Raw genomic sequence first — 19,399 nt, forward strand, 5'->3', positions numbered from 1 at the left:
TCATTCACCAAATTCGCTGTCATTGCAGCGCCAACCTATAAGTAAAGGAACCTCCCATGCTGAGCATCAAAGGCCTGAAGGTCAAACTGGAAGACGAAGACAAGCAAATCCTGAAAGGTGTCGATCTGGAGATCGAAGCCGGCAAGGTGCATGCGATCATGGGCCCGAACGGGTCGGGTAAATCGACGCTGTCCTATGTGCTGTCGGGCAAAGACGGCTACGAAGTGACCGGCGGCTCTGCCACCCTCGAAGGGGTTGATCTGCTGGACATGGAACCCGAAGACCGCGCCGCTGCCGGTCTGTTTCTGGCGTTCCAATACCCCGTGGAAATTCCCGGTGTGGGCAACATGACATTCCTGCGGACGGCGGTGAACGCACAGCGCAAATCGCGCGGCGAAGAAGAAATGACCGCTGCCGAGTTCCTCAAGGTCGTGCGCGCCCGCGCGAAAGAGTTGAAGATCGACGCGGAAATGCTCAAGCGTCCGGTCAATGTCGGCTTTTCGGGTGGCGAGAAGAAGCGCAATGAAATCCTTCAGATGGCCATGCTCGAGCCAAAGATGTGCATTCTGGATGAAACCGATTCCGGTCTGGACGTTGATGCGATGAAACTGGTTGCCGAAGGTGTGAATGCCTTGCGCACCGAAGGCCGCGGTTTTCTGGTCATCACCCACTACCAGCGTCTGCTGGACCACATCAAACCGGACGTTGTGCATATCATGGCGGATGGCCGGATCATCAAAACCGGTGGTCCCGAACTGGCGCTCGAAGTTGAAAACAACGGATATGCGGATATCCTTGCCGAGGTGGCGTAATGGCCGAAGCAGCAGTAAAACAAACCCCGACCGACGCGATGATTGCGACGCTCGACATGCCGCAAGGCGGGTGGTCGGATGCCGCACGCCGCGACGCCTTGGCGCGGGTCCAAACGATGGGCCTGCCCGGACGCCGCGACGAATACTGGAAATACACACGGCCTGATACGCTGGTTCAGGCGCAAGCACTTCCGGCTGCCTTGCGCGATGGCGATGACACCGTTTTGTTCGACACGGTTGACCGGCTAAAGATCGTCTTTGTCGATGGCGTTTTTGACGCGGAAGCTTCCGATGATCTTTCCCTGGACGGGATCACGATCGAACGGCTTGCCGATGCGACATCCGATCTGCATTGGGCGCGTGACGTTTATGGCGTGTTGGAAAACAACGGTCAAAATCCGGTGCCGCGCCCCTTGGCCGCGCTGAACACGGCCTTTGCCGCCGATGGTGTGCTGATCCACGTGACGGGCAAACCGTCCAAGCCGGTCAACATTATTTATCGCCGGACATCGACCACAGCCGACGCGATGCTGCATAACTGCATCAAGCTGGATGCCGGTGCCGAAATGACTTTGCTGGAAAACGGCCCTGTTGCCGCGCGCTTTAACGGTGTGCTTGAGGTCGAAGTGGCGGATAAGGCGGCGTTCCACCACGTGCGCGCCCAAGGTCGTGACCATGAACAACGCGCTGCGACCCACATCTTTACCCGTCTTGGCGCGGAATCGACCTTCAAGTCGTTTACCCTGACTGCCAACGGCGTGATGACGCGCAACGACTGCGTGATCGAGCTGACCGGCGATGATGCGAATGCGACAGTCGCAGGGGCCTGCGTCGGCGATGGCGGAGATTTCCACCACGACGACACGGTTTTCATCACCCATGACGCAGTGAATTGCGAAAGCCGTCAGGTTTTCAAAAAGGTGCTGCGCAACGGGGCGACGGGCGTTTTTCAGGGCAAGATTCTGGTCAAGGCCGGCGCACAAAAGACTGATGGCTACCAGATCAGCCAATCTTTGCTGCTGGACGAAGACAGCCAGTTCCTCGCCAAGCCCGAGCTTGAAATTTACGCCGATGATGTGGCCTGTTCGCACGGCTCGACCTCAGGGGCGATCGACGAGGACGCGTTGTTTTATCTGCGCTCGCGCGGCGTGCCCCACGGCGCGGCAACCGATCTGCTGACCTTGGCATTCCTGGCCGAAGCGGTGTTGGAAGTCGAAGACGAAGCCCTGCGCGAAGAAGTCACAGCCCGGCTTGCGTCATGGCTTGAGCGGCACGCAGCCTAATGGCCGCGACGCGCGAAATCGTTGCAAGCTATCGCAACCCGGCAGCCGTCATCGTACGGCTGCTGGGGCAGGGTACCCGCGAGGACCGCAACCTGATCTATCTCATGGTGGCGTGCCTGATCTTTTTCGTGGCCCAGACACCGCGCCTTGCCCGGGAATCTTTTATCGACGGCACTGAACTGAACATGCTGCTGGGGGCATCCCTGATGGCATGGCTGTTTGTGGCGCCGTTGATGTTGTACGGGCTGGCCGGTGTCACCTTTGTGATACTGAAAATTTTGCGCGGCAACCCGACGGGATACGCCACACGTCTGGCGCTGTTCTGGGCCTTGCTGGCCTCCAGCCCCGTTTTGCTGTTGCACGGGCTGACGGCGGGCTTCGTCGGGCCGGGGATAGAGCTTCAGATCGTGGGGCTGATCTGGTTTTGCATCTTTTCGTGGTTCTGGATCAGTGGCCTGCGCGTCGCATATAGGCAATCAAAATGAATAATACCGACCTGCGTCAGTTGCTGACCAATCTTGTGGTTCTGTCCTTGCGTGAACCGCGCAAGGCGGCTGAACAAATCATTGGCTGGCAGCTTAACCGTGAAACGCTGTGGACCGCGCTGGCGCTGGCTGCGGCCGTCAACACGCTGATCTTTTCGGTCTCTGTTGTCTTGCAGCCCTCTGCCGCGATGCCCGCGTTTTTCACCAGCCCGCTGGCCATGTTCGTCCTGCTTGCAGGGGTGCTGGTTGTCACGACCCACGGCCTGTACTGGACGGGCCGCGCCATTGGCGGGACCGGTGATCTGGGCGACATGCTGTCGCTGGTCGTGTTCCTGCAAGTGCTGCGGATATTGGCGCAGATCGTGATATTCGTGGTGATGTTCGTAGCACCGGGCCTGTCGCTGCTGCTGTCTTTGGCAACGGGGATCATCGGGCTTTGGATACTGGTGAATTTCATCGCCGCTGCCCACCGTTTTACCAGCATGGGCCGCGCCATTGGCACCTTGCTGATCGCCATGGCCGCGATTGTTCTGGGCCTTAGCTTTCTGTTGTCGATCGTCGGCATCGCCGCACAAGGAGTAGTGCCAAATGTATGACGTAAGCAAAATCCGCAGCGACTTTCCGATCCTGTCGCGTACTGTGAACGACAAGCCGCTGGTGTATCTGGATAACGGTGCCTCAGCGCAAAAACCGCAGGTCGTGATCGACGCAATCAGCCATGCCTATTCCCATGAGTATTCCAATGTTCACCGTGGCTTGCACTACCTTTCTAATCTTGCGACCGACCGTTATGAATCCGTGCGCGGCACCATCGCCAAATTCCTGAATGCCGGTGACGAAGACGAGATCGTGTTCACCTCGGGCACCACCGAAGGCATCAATCTGGTGGCTTACGGCTGGGCCATGCCGAACCTTCAGGCGGGCGACGAGATCATCCTGTCGGTGATGGAACACCACGCAAATATCGTGCCCTGGCATTTCCTGCGCGAACGTCAGGGCGTGGTGATCAAATGGGTCGATGTCGATGCCTCCGGCGCGCTGGACCCGCAGGCGGTGATTGACGCGATCACCCCCAAGACCAAGCTGGTGGCGGTCACCCATGTGTCGAACGTGCTGGGCACTGTCGTGGATGTCAAAGCGATCACCGCAGGGGCCCATGCCAAGGGCGTGCCGGTGCTGGTGGACGGCTCACAAGCGACTGTGCACATGCCCGTGGATGTCCAAGACATCGGCTGCGATTTCTACGCGATTACCGGTCACAAACTCTATGGCCCGTCGGGATCCGGTGCGATCTATATCAAGAAATCCCGCATGGCGCAGATGCGTCCGTTTCTGGGCGGCGGTGACATGATCCGCGAAGTGACCAAGGACAGCGTGACCTATAACGACCCCCCGATGAAGTTCGAGGCCGGCACCCCCGGCATCGTCCAGACCATCGGCCTTGGTGTCGCGCTGGATTACATGATGGGCATCGGGATGGAGAACATCGCCGCCCACGAGGCCACCTTGCGCGATTACACGGTGGAACGGCTTGCCGGTCTGAACTGGGTGCAGGTGCAGGGCACCACGCCCAACAAGGCCGCGATCTTCAGCTTTACGCTGGACGGGGCGGGGCATGCCCATGACATCTCAACCATTCTAGATAAAAAAGGCGTGGCCGTGCGGGCAGGGCAGCATTGCTGCGGCCCGCTGATGGACCATCTGGGCCAAACCGCCACCTGCCGCGCGTCTTTCGGCATGTATAACACGACCGCCGAAGTCGACACGCTGATCGAGGCGTTGGAACTGGCCCATGATCTGTTCGCGTGACGCGTCGCTGATTTGATCAGGGTCGATTTTGTAATTGCAGGGGGCGGCGTGGCTGGCTATACCGCCCCCAGACGGACCCATAGCTCAGCTGGATAGAGCGCTGCCCTCCGAAGGCAGAGGTCGCTGGTTCGAATCCAGCTGGGTTCACCATTTTCCTGATATTTTGTAAGATTTGCGTCTGTTGGGGCTTTGCTTTTGATCGCGTATTATTTGCAAAGTGGACATATGTGTAGGCGTGTTTTGATCTGCGCACGTAGAAAGAAGCTCTAGGTCCGCTTTGAGTCCATATCCACCGGAGCTTCACATCAAATAGGAAGTTTTGCGAAGCATCAGGGATGTTTTGGATACTGAAGTGGCGTCACACCCTCACGAATCTGGCATCATCTGCACGTACTAGGCCGAACCGTTCCGGTTTTTAACAGATCATTAATTGGAGCCGGAACGTGGGGGTATTGGGACGTAAGAACTTTGCGTCTCATCGGAATAATGCCCCTGATATTGCTAAGCTTGCTCCAGGCTATCTTTTGAGTTTTGATGTAGTCTGCGTGATGGTCCTGATCGTCTCTCATAAACTCCCGCGCTAGTAGATAGCTTCCATTATGTGTTTGAGAAAGTTCTTCAAATGCGTCTATTGCAGGCATCATCTGAGATGTTTTCTTGAAAAGGTCATAATACATGTTGCCGAGCATTCGATCTGGGAGTTGCCTGCTTTGATTAAATCGATCCCAGTAAGGCTGAGGCAGCGATATGGAAGGTGAAATGAAGGACGCATAGACGCTCATAAAACCTTGGGATTTAATTAGGCTTTCTGCTTCAAGGATTCCTTCTGCAGCTTCATCAATGATCCGCTTGAAATCGTATATGCCCTTTGATGCAGCCATGTGCCTGCAGATGAAATTCACATCTACAGTGCCAAAGTTAAGAATAACATTTGCTTCGCGAGGTATTGGTTCAAGTATCTTGGTAAGGTACTGCTTATGCTTGTCTTTTCCGAGTGAACGGGCGCTCCACCCGCTGGCCCAGTAGGGGAAATAATTGGGTGCATCTCCAAATATATAGTCGAACACTTCTGAACTGCTCGATCCCAAGACAACCAAGGGCTGCCCAGTTCTTTCGCCCCCTAAAGAAAAATTCTTAAATATTTTCTTGAGCATCATAGTGATGTCCTTAGCTGCTCCCAAGTTTGATACTGACAATGGGAATGAATCTCAACACGGTTCGAAAGGCTGCGCCGACAACGGCCTGAGTTCATTCGCAATGGTATTATCTGTTGAGACGACACGTTTGAAAGCATCCAGCCGGTCGTGGAGGGCCACTAAGGCCTGCATAGCCGCCCTCAAAAAACCCACACACCGTCAAAGAAAAAGCCCCTGAAGGACCATCGTCCTCAGGGGCTTCAACTCAAATCGCGGTAAGTTAGACCTTACCCCCGACGGCGTCCGCCGACACGGCCTGCGCGGCCGCGGCCTTCTTGGCCGGCTTTGGGCGCGACTTTGTTGAACTTGATCCATTCGGTGCCGTTCGGGTCGCGGTCATAGAGGAAGTTGGCAGCGCGGATGGCTTCCATTTCCTTGCCCGGGGTCGCTTTGGTGGACCCCAGGCCGAACAGGGTCACGAATGTCTCGTCGTCGATATCCTCGGGCAGGATGATGCCAGCGGCCATGATCAGCGCCTTGTGTTCGGCGATTTTGGTCTGATTTACGGGCAGGGTGATCGGGTTCATGATCGCCGATGTCATGCCGGCCCCCATGGCCATGGGCAGGAACGCGTTGTTGATGCCGTGACGGTTGGGCAGGCCAAAGCTGATGTTGGAGGCACCGCAGGTGGTGTTCACGCCCAATTCCTCGCGCAGGCGGCGCACAAGGGTGAATACCTGATGACCAGCCGTTGCCATGGCACCGATGGGCATGACCAGCGGGTCAACCACGATATCATGGGCGGGAATGCCGAAATCAGCGGCGCGTTCCACGATCTTTTTGGCGACGTTGAAGCGTACATCGGGGTCTTCGGAAATACCGGTGTCATCGTTAGAAATCGCCACAACCGGCACGTTGTATTTCTTGACCAGCGGCAACACCAGCTCAAGGCGCTCTTCTTCGCCGGTGACCGAGTTCAGCAGCGGGCGCCCTTCGGCAGCGGCAAGGCCGTTTTCCAGCGCGCCGGGGACCGAGCTGTCGATGCACAGCGGGATGTCGACCACACGCTGCACGACTTCGATCAACTGGCGCATCAACGTGGGTTCGACAAAGTTGTTATCCGCATAGCGGGGGTCTTCGGCCATCTTGTTTGAGAACACAGCGCCGGAGTTCACATCGAGGATGTTGGCACCCGCAGCCGCTTGGGCAATGGCGTCTGCCTCGACACGGCTGAAATCATCGCGCTCCAGTTCTTCGGCCAGAATTTTGCGACCCGTGGGGTTGATGCGTTCCCCGATGACGCAGAAAGGCTCGTCAAAGCCGATGATCGCTGATTTGGTTTTGGATTCGACGACGGTTCTGGTCATGGTTGTTCTTTCTGTAAGACGGAAATTATACGGCGTTGGCAGGTTGCGCTGCGGTACCGCCATTTTCAATGGCCCAGTTTGCATTGGCTTTGATCCCGCCCAGCGGGAAGAAATGCACATGGGTCACGTTAAAGTCGGGGTTGGCGGCTTTGTGGGCGGCCAGTTGGGTGATCACATCTGTCGGCTCGTAGGGCAACAGCAGTTTCGTCACATCCATCGCGCGTTTTTGCAGCACCTTGAGCGACGGGCCGACACCGCAGGCGATGGCGAATTTGATCAGGGTTTGCAGCTTGGCCGGGCCTGCGATGCCGATGTGGATCGGCAGGTCGATCCCTGCGTGTTTCAGGCTGTCGGCCCATTCGATGATCGGCTGTGCGTCAAAGGCGAATTGGGTGGCGATGGCCATTTTTGCATCTGTGCGTTCGGAAAACCCCTGTTTCCAGCGCAGCGCATCATCGACGCGCAGGCGGCCTCCGTCGGTGTCGATGTCGCGGTTGCCTTCGGGGTGGCCCGCGATGTGCAGCCGTTCAAACCCGTGCTTGTCGAACAATCCGGTGTCCATCAGCTGCATGCTGTCGCTGAAATCACCATGCGGCGTCGTAACGCCACCGGCCAGCAGCAACGCCTGTTTTACGTCGGCCTCGCCCTGATACATGGCGATCCAGTTTTCCAGCGTGGCCTTGTCCTTGATGATCCGCGCGGGCATGTGCGGCATCACCTTAAACCCGTCCGCATTCAGACGCGCGGCGGTGGCGACCATATCCTCAATGGGCGTGCCCTCGATATGGGCGATATAGACACGGGTGCCCGCGGGCAGCAGATCGCGAAAGTTTTCAACCTTCTCGGCGGTGCGCGGCATCACTTCGATGGAGTAATCCTGCAAGAACGCCTCGACCTCCCGGTTGGGCATGTCGGGGGCAGGGGCTTCTTTGCGTCGAAAATTGAGAAGAGCCATGAGCGTGTCTTTCATGAAGGGGATCAACTTTGGAACTCGGGTCGGGGCATGGGGGTCAGGCCCAGCCGTCTTTTGCAATCAGCGCCTTGATGCGGTCGCGGTCGTATTCGGCATCAATGCGGGCGGCTTCGGCATCGGCAACGGCATCCGGTTCACCCTCGACAGTGTAAGGGTCCGCCTTGCGCCATTCCGCCAGATAGGCATCGGAATCTTCGGCACCGATTTTCATGGCGGCGCGGTCAATCGCTTGTTCGAACCGTTCGGGCAGCGCCCGTTTCGATCCGCGACGGCCTTTGCCGACAATCACCTGCGCTGGAATATCACGCCAATAAACGATGGTAACTTCTGGCATGATCGATTCCCTTGATTGCACTAGAGTTTTTCTAGCGTTTGTTGATCTGTCCCCGTCGCCGTTTTTCGACACTCAAAACGGCGTCTGCGACGTAGCCACAGTACACCGGCATGTCCCAGGGGGCGAGGGGACGAAGCCCTCATAATTCTCAAGATGGTTGTGAGGTGCATCACATGCAGGCGCTACAAACTTGGTGTTTCCCGCTTGCTCATGGGCGTGGGAAACACTACCTTAAGGGCAACTCGTAATGAAAGGCGCAAACCATGGCGCCACAGCGTCCCAAAGGTGCGGGCGCGCTCGATATACCGCCGGCTCTGAGCCCCGCGCCAGTTCCGCCCAGATCGACCGAACTCTATGCGGCCCTTGATCTGGGCACAAATAGTTGTCGCATGTTGATCGCTCAACCTAAGGGGAGCGGTTTTCATGTCGTCGACAGTTTCTCGAAGTCCGTCCAGCTTGGGGCGGGGCTTGAGAAGACCGGGCGATTGTCGCGCGGATCGATGACGCGTACCATTCAGGCATTGCGCATCTGTCAGCAGAAACTGCGCCGCAACAAAGTGCGCCGGATGCGTCTGGTCGCAACCGAAGCCTGTCGCCGTGCCAGCAATGGTGCGGAGTTCATGGCGCGGATCCAGCGTGAAACCGGCCTGAAGCTGGACATCATCAAACCCGAGGAAGAAGCCCAACTGGCGGTGATTTCCTGTGCGCCGCTGGTGAACCGCAAAACCCACAACCTGCTCGTCGTCGATATCGGCGGCGGATCGACGGAACTGGTCTGGATCGACATCTCAAAGGTGCCTAAGGCAGACCGCGCGCGGTCGATTATGCGGCTGCATGGCGGGTTCAATCAGGCCAAGACCGGCATCCCCGAGGCCCGCGTGGTTGACTGGATCAGCGTGCCCTTGGGCGTCGCCACCTTGCGTGACCAGTTTTCCGATGTTGAAGACGACGCGGCACGTTTCGCCTTGATGAGCTGGTTCTTCGAGGAAAACCTGCAAAGCTTTACCCCCTATCAATCCACCCAGTCGCAGGATCATTTCCAGATCGTTGGCACATCGGGCACGGTCACCACTGTTGCTGCCAGCCATTTGGGGCTAAAGCGCTATGACCGGACCAAGGTCGACGGCCTGCGGATGAGCAGTGCGCAGATCGACAAGGTCATTCATTCCTATCTGGCGATGGGGCCGGGGGGGCGACGTGCCGACCCGCGTATCGGACAAGACCGTCAGGCGTTGATCATGTCGGGGGCTGCGATCTTGCAGGCCTTGATGCGGTGCTGGCCGACCAATAGATTAAGTGTTGCAGACCGTGGTCTGCGCGAGGGGCTGCTGTATGCCCAGATGAGCGCGGATGGCGTTTTGGAAGAAGGACCAAACTGATGGACAAGACACCAAGCGGCAAGACGCCAACCGGAAAGACACCGACAGGCAAGACATCAGGTGGCAAAACCCCAACCGGCAAGAACACCTCGGGGCGCGGTCAGCGTGACCTGAAGGTCAAGGTGAAGTCGGCCCGTGGCCGCAAGCTGAGCTCGACCCGCTGGTTGCAGCGTCAGTTGAACGACCCCTATGTGAAACGCGCCAATGCCGAAGGCTATCGTGGCCGCGCGGCCTATAAGATCATGGAACTGGATGACAAATTCCGCTTTCTGGTTCCCGGTGCGCGCATCGTCGATCTGGGGGCTGCCCCCGGCGGGTGGTGTCAGGTCGCGGTGAAACGTTGCAACGTCTTGGGCGAAAAGAAGGGCAAGAACGTCGGCACCATTCTGGGCATCGACCTGCAAGAGATGGAGCCGATTGCGGGCTGTGAATTGCACGTGCTTGATTTCATGGAGGACGATGCCGACCAGATCGTCAAAGGCTGGCTGGGTGGCAAGGCCGATGTGGTCATGTCCGACATGGCGGCGTCCAGTTCGGGCCACAAACAGACCGACCACAACCGGATCATCGCCCTATGCGAGGCCGCGGCCTATTTCGCTTTTGATGTGCTGGAAGAAGGCGGCACCTTTGTTGCCAAGGTTTTGGCCGGTGGTGCCGAGGGCGATTTGCAAAAGCTGCTGAAACGCCGCTTTACCAAGGTCTTGAACATCAAGCCGCCCGCAAGCCGTCAGGACAGTTCCGAGAAATTTGTCGTGGCGACCGGTTTCAAGGGGCCTTTGACCGATGACGAGGAACCGGGGCAGGGGTGAATCACCTGACGCCCGACCGGATTTCGTGCTGATCCGTGGTGCGGACAAATTGTCCGGTTTCGCGAATTTTCACCCCATAGGCGCGATCACCCCTTTATTCCGCAAGCCGTAGTACTATCTCAGACGATCGGCTGTTCGGCGCAGGGTGATCGCCGCGTATTTCCTGCGGGAAAATCATTGAAAAAGCGGTCGTTTCGGCGAAAATTCGGAAATTAAGGGCTGGTTGTTTTCGCACTGCTCGCCGATAGTTGCGGCCATGTCTTTATTTTTGATTATTGCCCTCCCGTTTCTTGGCGCATTGCTGCCCGGTCTGATGATTCAGGCCGGCCGTCAAAGCTGCTTTATCATCACATTTCTGGTGACCGCCTCTGCGGCGATCGGGCTTGCGACCCACGCGCCCGCCGTTCTGGCAGGGGAGGTCGTGACCGCCCAGTTGAACTGGTTGCCGTCGCTTGGGCTGAACGTGAACCTGTTCCTTGATCCGTTGGGCCTGATGTTCGCGGGGTTGATCCTGGGGATCGGGCTGCTGATCATCACCTATGCGCGGTTCTATCTGTCGCGTGACGACAATATGGGCGAGTTTTACACCTATCTGCTGCTGTTTCAGGGCGCGATGGTCGGGATCGTTCTGTCTGACAACATCTTGATGTTGCTGATTTTCTGGGAACTGACGTCGCTGTCGTCCTTCCTGCTGATCGGATTTTGGAAACATACTGCCGACGGGCGCCAAGGGGCGCGTATGGCGCTGACGGTGACCGGCATGGGCGGGCTGGCCTTGATCGGTGGCATGATGCTTCTGGGGCAGATCGCGGGCAGCTACGACCTGACCACGATCCTTGAAAGCCGCGATCTGATCCAGGCCTCGCCGCTTTATGTGCCGGCGCTGATCCTGATCCTGATCGGCTGTTTCACCAAATCCGCGCAATTCCCGTTCCATTTCTGGCTGCCCCACGCGATGGCGGCCCCGACACCGGTTTCGGCCTATCTGCATTCGGCCACCATGGTGAAGGCGGGGTTGTTCCTGATGGCGCGGCTGTGGCCTGTTCTGTCTGGCACTGACATCTGGGTGATTTTGGTTTGCTCTGCCGGTTTGATCACGATGGTCCTAGGCGCGGTGATTGCTCTGTTCAAAGACGATCTCAAGGCGCTGCTGGCGTTCTCGACCGTGTCGCATCTGGGGTTGATCACCTTCCTTTTGGGGACGGGGACCGCCTTTGGCGCGATGGCGGCGGTGTTTCACATCCTGAACCACGCCAGCTTTAAGGCCGCCTTGTTCATGTCGGCGGGCATCGTTGATCACGCCCTGCACACACGCGATATGAAACGGCTGGGCGGCTTGCGCCGCTTGATGCCGCTGACTTTTGCCGTGGCCACGATTGCCGCGCTGTCGATGGCGGGCATCCCGCTGCTGAACGGGTTCCTGTCCAAGGAAATGATGCTGGAAGAGGCGTATCACACCACGCTTTTCGGCTCGCCTTATCTGGTGGCCGCCGTGGCGACACTGGGCGCGCTGTTCTCGGCGGCCTATAGCTTTCGCTTTATTGCCCATACGTTTTTGGGCCCCGTGCGCGATGATTACCCCCACGCGCCCCATGATCCGCAGGTCGGTTTGCTGCTGCCGCCAGCCTTGTTGATCATTCCGGTGATCGCCATCGGTGTTGCACCGTTTCTGGCAGAACCCTTTGTGAAGACCGTGACCCAAGCGGTGATCGGCAATGCCGCCGAATTGCCTGATGCGCATTTCAAGATCTGGCATGGTCTGGTGCCTGCGCTTTGGATGTCGGTGATTGCTGTGGTCGGTGGTCTGATCCTGCTGGCGGCATTTGCCCCGCTGGCAAAGCTCTGGGCTGCCACGCCGCGCCCCGAGGCCAAGGCGATCTTTGACCGGATCATCGCTGCCGCTGTTGCCTTTGCGGATGTCTTTGCGGACCGGCTGCACAACAGTTCCTTTACCCGCTACGCCGCCATATTCACCACATCCGTGATCGCCGTTGCGACCCATGCGTGGTTTACCGGCGTCAACGCGGCACCCACCCGCGAAATGCTGGCGATCACGCCGGTTGCCTTTGCGGGGTGGCTGATGCTGATCCTTGCCACCGGATTTCTGGTCACCGTCCATCGCAACCGCCTTGCGACGCTGATCCTGATGGGGATCGTCGGGTTGATGGTGTCAGTCGGGTTCAACTATTTCTCGGCCCCCGATCTGGCGCTCACGCAAATCTCGGTCGAGGTGGTGACGATTGTGCTGTTGCTGCTGGCGTTGAACTTTTTGCCCAACGTCACGCCGATTGAATCGACAGTGGCACACCGCACCCGCGATATCGTGTTGTCGCTGGCAGGGGGCATCGCGGCAACGGGGCTGATCTATACGATGCTGATGTCCGATTTCCCGATCGCCTCGATCTCGGAATACCATCTGGCCAATTCCTATAAGGGCGGTGGCGGTACCAATGTGGTGAACGTGATCCTCGTTGATTTCCGTGGCTTTGATACCTTTGGCGAAATCATCGTGCTGGGGATTGCAGCGCTGGTGATCTATGCCCTGACAGAAGCCTTGCTGGCGGGGCCTGTGCGCGCGCGGTTGCTGAACCGTGGCTATGAAGAAGCCCGCGCAGGCGATGCGCACCCGTTGATGATGGTTGTCTTGACCCGCGTGTTGATGCCCGTGGTGTTGATGGTCGGTGTCTTTATCTTCCTGCGCGGCCACAACGAACCGGGTGGCGGGTTCATCGCCGGACTGGTCGTGGCGATTGCGGTCTTGATGCAATATATGGCCAGCGGGTTCAGCTGGGCGGACCGGCGCCAGCGCTATCCCTATCACGGGATCATCGGGGCAGGGGTGCTGTGTGCGGGTCTGACCGGTATCGGCGCATGGTTTGCCGGCGCGCCGTTCCTGTCCTCGGCCTTTGGTTATTTCCGCATCCCCCCGATGGAGAAATTCGAACTGGCAACCGCGATGGGCTTTGATCTGGGTGTCTTCCTGGCCGTGGTCGGTGCGGTGATGCTCTCGCTGGAAAGCTTCTCGCGGCTGGGACGTCGTGCCGGGATCGAAGAAAGCGACTATGCGATGGATATCGACCCGTCCCGTACCGAAACCTTAACGGGAGGGGAGAGCTGATATGGAGCTTTTGCTAGCAACAGCGATCGGCGCTTTGACGGCTGCGGGTATCTATATGATCCTGCGTTTGCGCAGCTTTCCTGTGATTATCGGGACATCCTTGCTTAGCTATGCGGTGAATGTGTTCCTGTTCGCGTCGGGACGGTTGGCGTTGAATGCGCCGCCTGTTCTGCGCGACGGCGTCGAAGTCTACACCGATCCGCTGCCCCAGGCCCTGGTACTGACGGCGATTGTGATTTCCTTTGGCATGACGGCCGTGATCGTGATGATCGCTGTCGGGTCTTACCTCAGCTCGGATGATGATCTGGTGAACGACCCCGACGCGGATCACAAGAAGGGAGATGCGGCATGACCCATTGGCTGATCCTTCCGATCCTTGTGCCTGCCATGCTGGCCGCGATGCTGGTGCTGGTGGCGCGCTATCACCTGACGATCCAGCGGGTGTTCTCGGTTGCGGGGGCACTGGTGTTGCTGGGGCTGGCGCTTGGTCTGTTCTGGCAGGCGTCTGACGGCACCGTCAGCCTGTATTTGCTGGGCAACTGGTCTGCGCCCTTTGGCATCGTGCTGGTCGCTGACCGTCTGTCTACCTTGATGGTGCTGCTGACCTGCGTGCTGGCCTTGCCTGTCTTGCTTTATGCCATCGGGTCGGGCTGGGACGAACGCGGGCAGCACTTTCACCCGCTGTTCCAGTTCCAGCTGATGGGCATTATCGGGGCTTTCCTGACCGGCGACATCTTTAACCTTTTCGTATTTTTCGAGGTTCTGCTGATCGCGTCCTACGGGTTGATGATCCATGCGGGCGGGCCAAAGCGGCTGCGGGCAGGGACGCAATATGTGCTGTATAACCTGTTGGGATCGACCCTGTTCCTGTTTGCGCTTGGCACGCTTTATGCGGAAACCGGCACGTTGAATATGGCCGATCTGGCGGTGCGTGTGGCGACGCTGGATGCGGCCAATAGCGCGGGCATTCGTGTGGCCGCCGTGATGTTGCTGATGGTCTTTGCGGTCAAGGCCGCGATCCTGCCGCTGCATTTCTGGCTGCCTGCCAGCTATTCCGAGGCACCTGCGCCCGTGGCCGCCCTGTTTGCGATCATGACCAAGGTGGGGGCCTATTGCATCATCCGCATCTTCACGCTGGTCTTCCCCCCCGATCTTGAGATCACCCAAGGGCTGTTCGATCTATGGCTGATCCCTGCTGCCTTGCTGACCGTCGCGTTGGGCATGTTGGGCGTGTTGGGGGCCAAACGCGTTGACCGCATGGTCGCGTTTTCGGTGATCGGGTCAATGGGGATGCTGCTGGCTGCGGTGGCGGTGTTCACGCCCACGGGTGTCACGGCCGCGCTTTATTATGCGATCCATTCCACCTTTGCCGCTGCGGCGTTGTTCTTGCTGGTCGATGTGATCCGGTCGCGTCGCGGTGCTGCCGGTGTCAGCTTTGACGTGGCCCCCCCGATTGTGGGCGGTGCACTGGTGGCGGGCATGTTCTTTGTCGCGGCGATTGGCATGACGGGTCTGCCGCCGCTGTCGGGGTTCATCGGCAAGCTGCTGATCCTGGATGCGGCGCGGGCGTCTGACCTGATGTGGTGGATCTGGGGCACAATTCTGGTCGGCTCGCTGGTCGCGGTGGTCGGGTTTGCCCGTGCAGGCAGCGTGGTGTTCTGGAAGGCCCATCAACCGGTTGATACGGCCGAGGAAATGGCCGAACCCGAAGCCGTGCCAGCCTCCGTATTGCCGATGGTGTCGATCGGGGCCTTGCTGGCTTTGCTGATGGCGCTGACTGTTGCCGCGGGGCCGGTGACGCGGGTGTTGCAAGCGACCTCGGCGCAGCTGTTCAACCCCGAGGCCTATATCGCTGTGGTGCTGACCACGCCGGGCAAGCAGATCAACGATGACCACGGGGGCGAAAAACACGGGGGCGATGACCATGGGGCCGAAGAACCCAAGCCCGCCGACAATGCCGATGCCATAGCCCCGGCAGCCGCGAAAAAGGATCACTGATATGCGCGCACGTCTGTTTCCGCATCCCCTGTTGACCGTGTTGCTGGCGATTGTCTGGTGCCTGCTGGTGAACGAGGTAAAGCTGGGCACGGTTGTGTTCGGCATCCTCCTTGGTCTGCTGATCCCGATTGTGACCGCTGCCTATTGGCCTGACCGCCCGCCGGTCGGACGGCCGATCAAACTGCTGTCCTATCTAGTGCTGGTGATCTGGGATATTCTGGTCGCCAATGTCGTGGTGGCGATGATCGTGCTGTTCAAAAGCAACAAGAACATGCGCCCGCAATGGGTCGTGATCCCCCTTGATCTGCGCACCCCCGAGGCGATTACGATGCTCGCGGGCACCATCACGCTGACACCGGGCACCGTCAGCGCAGACCTGTCCGATGACGGCAGGGCGTTGCTGGTCCATGCGCTGGATGCCGAAGACCCCGACGCGGTGCGCGATGACATCAAACAGCGCTACGAGCGCCGACTAAAGGAGATTTTCGAATGATCCTGATGGCTTTGAACTTTGCATTTGTTGCCGTGGCATTGTCACAGCTTTTGGCGATGCTGCGCCTTGTCAAAGGGCCCTCGACCGGGGACAGGATTTTGGCGCTGGATACGATGGTGATCAACGCAATCGCGCTGATTATCCTGCTTGGGATGCGTCTTGGCACCCAGGTCTATTTTGAAAGCGCGTTGATCATTGCGATGCTGGGTTTTGTATCCACCGTCGCCATCGCGCGATTTGTTTTGCGGGGTGATATCATTGAATGATCTTGGCATGATAACCGAAGCCATCATTGCCGCATTGCTGGTGATTGGCGCGTTCTTTACCTTGGTTGGCTCCATCGGGCTGATCAAGCTGGACAATTGCATGTCGCGCCTGCACGGGCCCACCAAGGCCTCGACACTGGGGGTCGGGGCGCTTTTGCTGGCGTCGGTGGTCTATTCCTTCAACACCGCCGACGGGTCCGTCCACGAGATTCTGGTGATGGCGTTCCTGTTCGTCACAGCGCCGATTTCGGGCAATTTCATCGCCAAGGTGAACATGCACAGCCTGCGCGGCAAACAGGCCCTGCCACCGCCGCCCGATGACCATGTCTGGGGCACCTATTCAGAAAAATAACCATCAGCCCGCGCAGAAATGTGCGGGCTTTTTTGCAGGCTGTCGGCGTGCTGTTGGCCTTTGGTTGGTGGGGCTGAAATTATTTTCACCAAAACCCGACATCTTGTCAAAACCATGCTTGACGGGCGCAGGGCCAGACCCTATGACCACCCAACGCTTTGAAGTTTACGACAAAGCGTGCAGTGGGCGGTTGTAGCTCAGTTGGTTAGAGTACCGGCCTGTCACGCCGGGGGTCGCGGGTTCGAGCCCCGTCAACCGCGCCACCGCTGCATTTTTCAAAACATGCGCAGTCAGTTCACCCCCTCACGGGGTGCTGGCCGCGTGCGTTTCGACTGTTTGCTGGCCCTGAAAATACATCCGCAGCCTGCATGAATTTATTCCTGACATTTAGCGCGTTAATCGCTTGACCCCTGCGCGGGCTTGGCCTATTCCGCCCTCATCGCGCGGTTGTAGCTCAGCTGGTTAGAGTACCGGCCTGTCACGCCGGGGGTCGCGGGTTCGAGCCCCGTCAACCGCGCCACTATCTTCCCCTTCATTGGGTGCGAAACGGACCACCCATCGGGTGGTCTTTTTCGTTTGTGGGGTGGGGGTCGCATTCAGCCGATATAGCGCAGCACCTGCCTGATTTGGGGCGCGGCATCGCATAGGGGCGGCGCGGTAAACCGGCACCGCCCCAAGCGTCGTTTTACGTCAAGGCGTCCAGAATCCGCGCCCAGCTGCGGATGCCTTTGTGGAAGCTCTCCATATCGTATTTTTCATTCGGAGAATGGATCGCGTCGTCGTCCTTGCCAAAGCCGATCAGAACCGGCGTGGTGTTCACGAGTTTTTGGAAATGCCCGGCAATCGGGATCGATCCGCCGCAACCGACATAGGCTGCGGGGATTTTCCATTCGTCGGTCAGCGCGTGGCGGGCTTTCTCAAAGGCGGGGTCGGTGGTTTCGAACACCGATCCGCCGCTGGCCCCGTGCGCGTGAAAGCTGACTTTGCAATCGGCGGGGATCATATCGGTGACCATTTTGCGGAAACTTTCGCGGATGGCGTGGGGGTCTTGATCGCCCACCAGACGGAAGCTGATTTTCGCATGGGCCTCGGAGGGCAGCACGGTCTTGAAACCCGCGCCGGTATAGCCGCTCCACATGCCGTTGACCTCGCAGGTGGGGCGCGACCAGATCATCTCGATCGGCATGCGGTCTTGTTCGCCGGCGGGCTGTGACAGGCCCACATCGCCCAGGAATGTGGCATGGTCAAAGGCAAGGCCCTGCCACTGCGCCTGAATGTCATCGGGCAGTTCGGGCACGCCGTCATAGAAACCGGGCACCGTGATGCGGCCCGTGTCGTCATGCAAGGACGCGATGATCTTTGCCAGGACGCGGGCAGGGTTCATCGCCACGCCGCCATACATGCCCGAATGCAGGTCCAGATCGGGGCCGGTGATGGTGATTTCCTCGCCCAGCAGACCGCGCAGCATGGTCACAATCGACGGCGTTTTGGACTGGAACATGCCGGTGTCGCAGATCATCGCATAATCGGCTGTCAGCTCGGCCGCGTTTTCTTTCATGAACGGGATCAGCGACGGGGACCCTGATTCTTCCTCGCCCTCAAGGAACATGGTGATGCGGCAGGGGAAATCGCCGTTGGTGGCCTTCCATGCGCGCAATGCCTCGACGATGGTCATCAACTGGCCCTTGTCATCCGCCGCACCGCGGCCCCGGATCACGCGACCTTTGGCGGTGTCTTCGATGGCGGGGTCGAACGGGTCGCGCTTCCACAGGTTCAGCGGGTCAACGGGCTGCACATCATAGTGGCCGTAAAACAGGATATGCGGCTTGTCGGCGGGACCGTCCACATGGCCCACCACCATCGGGTGGCCAGGGGTGGGGCGTTTGGTCGTTTCAATGCCGATGCTGTTGAGGTCTTCGACCAGCCAGTCGGCGGCGCGGTCACAATCAGCTTTGTAGGCGGGATCGGTCGAAATCGACGGGATGCGCAGCAGATCAAGCAGGCGATCGGTGGCGGCATCCAGATCGGTGTCGATCCGGGACAGAACTTCGCTAAGGGACATGGGGGAAACCTTTCATAAACATGGATTTTGCCGCGACCGTATCAGGGGCGCGCGCCATGTCTAGGGGTGCCCGTGTCAGTCGGCAGGAAAGCGGGTCAGCGCGGAATCGACCAGATCGGTGATGTATTTCTTGGCCAGTTCGGGCCGGATCGCGATGATCGTGGGCCGCGTGGCCAGCGACACAACCCCGTGCACCGACGCCCACAGCACCAAAAAGAACTGGCGGTGGATGTCCAATTTCGGGTCCGCTTCGCCAGCGGCGATCAGCATGTCCAGCAGCCCGCCCTGAAAATCACGGGCCTTGTCGTCTATTTCAAGCTCGGCGCGATATTCGAACATCAGCGACCAGCGGCGCGGTTCGGCCATGGCAAAGTCGAAATAGGCCTCGCCCAACGCAACAACGCGGGACCGTTTGTCGGGGGCCGCAGTATCAACCGCCGCCATCAGGCTGGAGGCCAGCATTTCGGCGCTGCGCGCGATGACAGACCGGATCACCTGATGCAGATCACCAAAGGCGTTATAAAGGGAGCCGACCGACACCTTGAGCTCTTGTGCCAGACGGCGCGCCGACAGGCCTTCAACCCCTTCGGCCAGAATAATCTGTTCCGCGATCAGCGTCGCGCGCGCGCGGATATCGGCAAGGTTGCGTTCGCGTCTGGATAGGGTGGGGGTGGGTTTTGGTGACATGGGGCGGGTGTGGAACAGGTCGGGCCCCATGTCAAT

Annotated in this window: 19 protein-coding genes and 3 tRNA genes; 16 read left to right on the forward strand and 6 right to left on the reverse strand. The window is 58.8% G+C overall.

All coding sequences use genetic code 11. The annotated features are described in order from the left end of the window. Positions 1-56 precede the first annotated feature (56 nt). From sufC to ACSQ13_RS05805, 6 genes are all read left to right on the forward strand, one after another. Positions 57-812 (forward strand): Fe-S cluster assembly ATPase SufC, encoded by a 756-nt coding sequence (gene sufC, locus ACSQ13_RS05780; RefSeq protein ID WP_176249998.1) that lies wholly within the window; start codon positions 57-59, stop codon positions 810-812. Continuing rightward, entirely contained in the window at positions 812-2,095 is a 1,284-nt protein-coding gene (locus ACSQ13_RS05785; RefSeq protein WP_176249997.1) for a SufB/SufD family protein, read from the forward strand. Before sufC ends, ACSQ13_RS05785 begins: the two co-directional genes overlap by 1 nt. Further along, entirely contained in the window at positions 2,095-2,580 is a 486-nt protein-coding gene (locus tag ACSQ13_RS05790; RefSeq protein WP_295508684.1) for a YIP1 family protein, read from the forward strand. The genes ACSQ13_RS05785 and ACSQ13_RS05790 overlap by 1 nt, the downstream gene beginning before the upstream one ends. Continuing rightward, positions 2,577-3,176 (forward strand): Yip1 family protein, encoded by a 600-nt coding sequence (locus tag ACSQ13_RS05795; protein WP_295508681.1) that lies wholly within the window; start codon positions 2,577-2,579, stop codon positions 3,174-3,176. The genes ACSQ13_RS05790 and ACSQ13_RS05795 overlap by 4 nt, the downstream gene beginning before the upstream one ends. Beyond that, positions 3,169-4,389: a cysteine desulfurase gene (locus ACSQ13_RS05800; RefSeq protein ID WP_295508679.1), complete on the forward strand. Its 1,221-nt coding sequence runs from the start codon at positions 3,169-3,171 to the stop codon at positions 4,387-4,389. Before ACSQ13_RS05795 ends, ACSQ13_RS05800 begins: the two co-directional genes overlap by 8 nt. A gap of 73 nt (positions 4,390-4,462) precedes the next feature. After that, positions 4,463-4,539: transfer RNA gene (locus tag ACSQ13_RS05805), tRNA-Arg, on the forward strand. A gap of 230 nt (positions 4,540-4,769) precedes the next feature. On the opposite strand, the gene ACSQ13_RS05810 is transcribed toward ACSQ13_RS05805, so the two are convergent. The 4 genes from ACSQ13_RS05810 to ACSQ13_RS05825 all read right to left on the reverse strand — a co-directional run bounded on the left by ACSQ13_RS05810 (position 4,770) and on the right by ACSQ13_RS05825 (position 8,199). Continuing rightward, entirely contained in the window at positions 4,770-5,546 is a 777-nt protein-coding gene (locus ACSQ13_RS05810) for a hypothetical protein (protein WP_295508677.1), read from the reverse strand. Between the two features lie 266 nt (positions 5,547-5,812). Then, complete coding sequence (locus ACSQ13_RS05815; RefSeq protein WP_176249992.1) at positions 5,813-6,892, reverse strand: dihydropteroate synthase; 1,080 nt, start codon at positions 6,890-6,892, stop codon at positions 5,813-5,815. Between the two features lie 25 nt (positions 6,893-6,917). Further along, positions 6,918-7,847, reverse strand: coding sequence for a methylenetetrahydrofolate reductase (locus tag ACSQ13_RS05820; RefSeq protein WP_295508673.1), 930 nt, complete (start codon positions 7,845-7,847; stop codon positions 6,918-6,920). Positions 7,848-7,902: 55 nt separating this feature from the next. Next, entirely contained in the window at positions 7,903-8,199 is a 297-nt protein-coding gene (locus tag ACSQ13_RS05825) for a virulence factor (protein ID WP_176249990.1), read from the reverse strand. Positions 8,200-8,462: 263 nt separating this feature from the next. Here ACSQ13_RS05825 and ACSQ13_RS05830 point away from each other — a divergent pair, with 263 nt between their 5' ends. The 10 genes from ACSQ13_RS05830 (at position 8,463) to ACSQ13_RS05875 (ending at position 17,134) form a co-directional block, all read left to right on the forward strand. Continuing rightward, the gene (locus ACSQ13_RS05830) at positions 8,463-9,578 is read left to right on the forward strand and encodes a Ppx/GppA phosphatase family protein (protein WP_176249989.1); all 1,116 of its coding nucleotides are present in this window, start codon (positions 8,463-8,465) and stop codon (positions 9,576-9,578) included. Next, the gene (locus tag ACSQ13_RS05835; RefSeq protein WP_295508670.1) at positions 9,578-10,387 is read left to right on the forward strand and encodes an RlmE family RNA methyltransferase; all 810 of its coding nucleotides are present in this window, start codon (positions 9,578-9,580) and stop codon (positions 10,385-10,387) included. Before ACSQ13_RS05830 ends, ACSQ13_RS05835 begins: the two co-directional genes overlap by 1 nt. A gap of 256 nt (positions 10,388-10,643) precedes the next feature. Further along, complete coding sequence (locus ACSQ13_RS05840; protein WP_295508668.1) at positions 10,644-13,505, forward strand: monovalent cation/H+ antiporter subunit A; 2,862 nt, start codon at positions 10,644-10,646, stop codon at positions 13,503-13,505. 1 nt (position 13,506) lies between these two features. Then, positions 13,507-13,857 (forward strand): Na+/H+ antiporter subunit C, encoded by a 351-nt coding sequence (locus ACSQ13_RS05845; RefSeq protein ID WP_176249987.1) that lies wholly within the window; start codon positions 13,507-13,509, stop codon positions 13,855-13,857. Next, entirely contained in the window at positions 13,854-15,503 is a 1,650-nt protein-coding gene (locus ACSQ13_RS05850) for a monovalent cation/H+ antiporter subunit D (protein ID WP_295508665.1), read from the forward strand. The genes ACSQ13_RS05845 and ACSQ13_RS05850 overlap by 4 nt, the downstream gene beginning before the upstream one ends. A gap of 1 nt (position 15,504) precedes the next feature. After that, on the forward strand, positions 15,505-15,996 hold the full coding sequence (locus ACSQ13_RS05855; protein ID WP_176249985.1) for a Na+/H+ antiporter subunit E: 492 nt from the start codon (positions 15,505-15,507) through the stop codon (positions 15,994-15,996). After that, on the forward strand, positions 15,993-16,262 hold the full coding sequence (locus ACSQ13_RS05860) for a K+/H+ antiporter subunit F (RefSeq protein WP_176249984.1): 270 nt from the start codon (positions 15,993-15,995) through the stop codon (positions 16,260-16,262). Before ACSQ13_RS05855 ends, ACSQ13_RS05860 begins: the two co-directional genes overlap by 4 nt. Positions 16,263-16,269: 7 nt before the next feature. Further along, the gene (locus ACSQ13_RS05865; protein WP_176249983.1) at positions 16,270-16,614 is read left to right on the forward strand and encodes a Na+/H+ antiporter subunit G; all 345 of its coding nucleotides are present in this window, start codon (positions 16,270-16,272) and stop codon (positions 16,612-16,614) included. Positions 16,615-16,800: 186 nt separating this feature from the next. Beyond that, positions 16,801-16,877, forward strand: a tRNA-Asp gene (locus ACSQ13_RS05870). Between the two features lie 180 nt (positions 16,878-17,057). Continuing rightward, a tRNA-Asp gene (locus ACSQ13_RS05875) sits at positions 17,058-17,134 on the forward strand. A gap of 165 nt (positions 17,135-17,299) precedes the next feature. Here the strand turns inward: ACSQ13_RS05875 and ACSQ13_RS05880 are convergent. Further along, entirely contained in the window at positions 17,300-18,676 is a 1,377-nt protein-coding gene (locus ACSQ13_RS05880) for a M20/M25/M40 family metallo-hydrolase (protein ID WP_176249982.1), read from the reverse strand. A gap of 75 nt (positions 18,677-18,751) precedes the next feature. Beyond that, positions 18,752-19,393 carry a TetR/AcrR family transcriptional regulator gene (locus ACSQ13_RS05885; protein ID WP_255200171.1) on the reverse strand — a complete coding sequence of 214 codons (642 nt, stop codon included), beginning with the start codon at positions 19,391-19,393 and terminating at the stop codon, positions 18,752-18,754. Positions 19,394-19,399: the final 6 nt, after the last annotated feature.

This window comes from Sulfitobacter sp. SH22, assembly GCF_965641905.1.
Classification (GTDB): domain Bacteria; phylum Pseudomonadota; class Alphaproteobacteria; order Rhodobacterales; family Rhodobacteraceae; genus Sulfitobacter.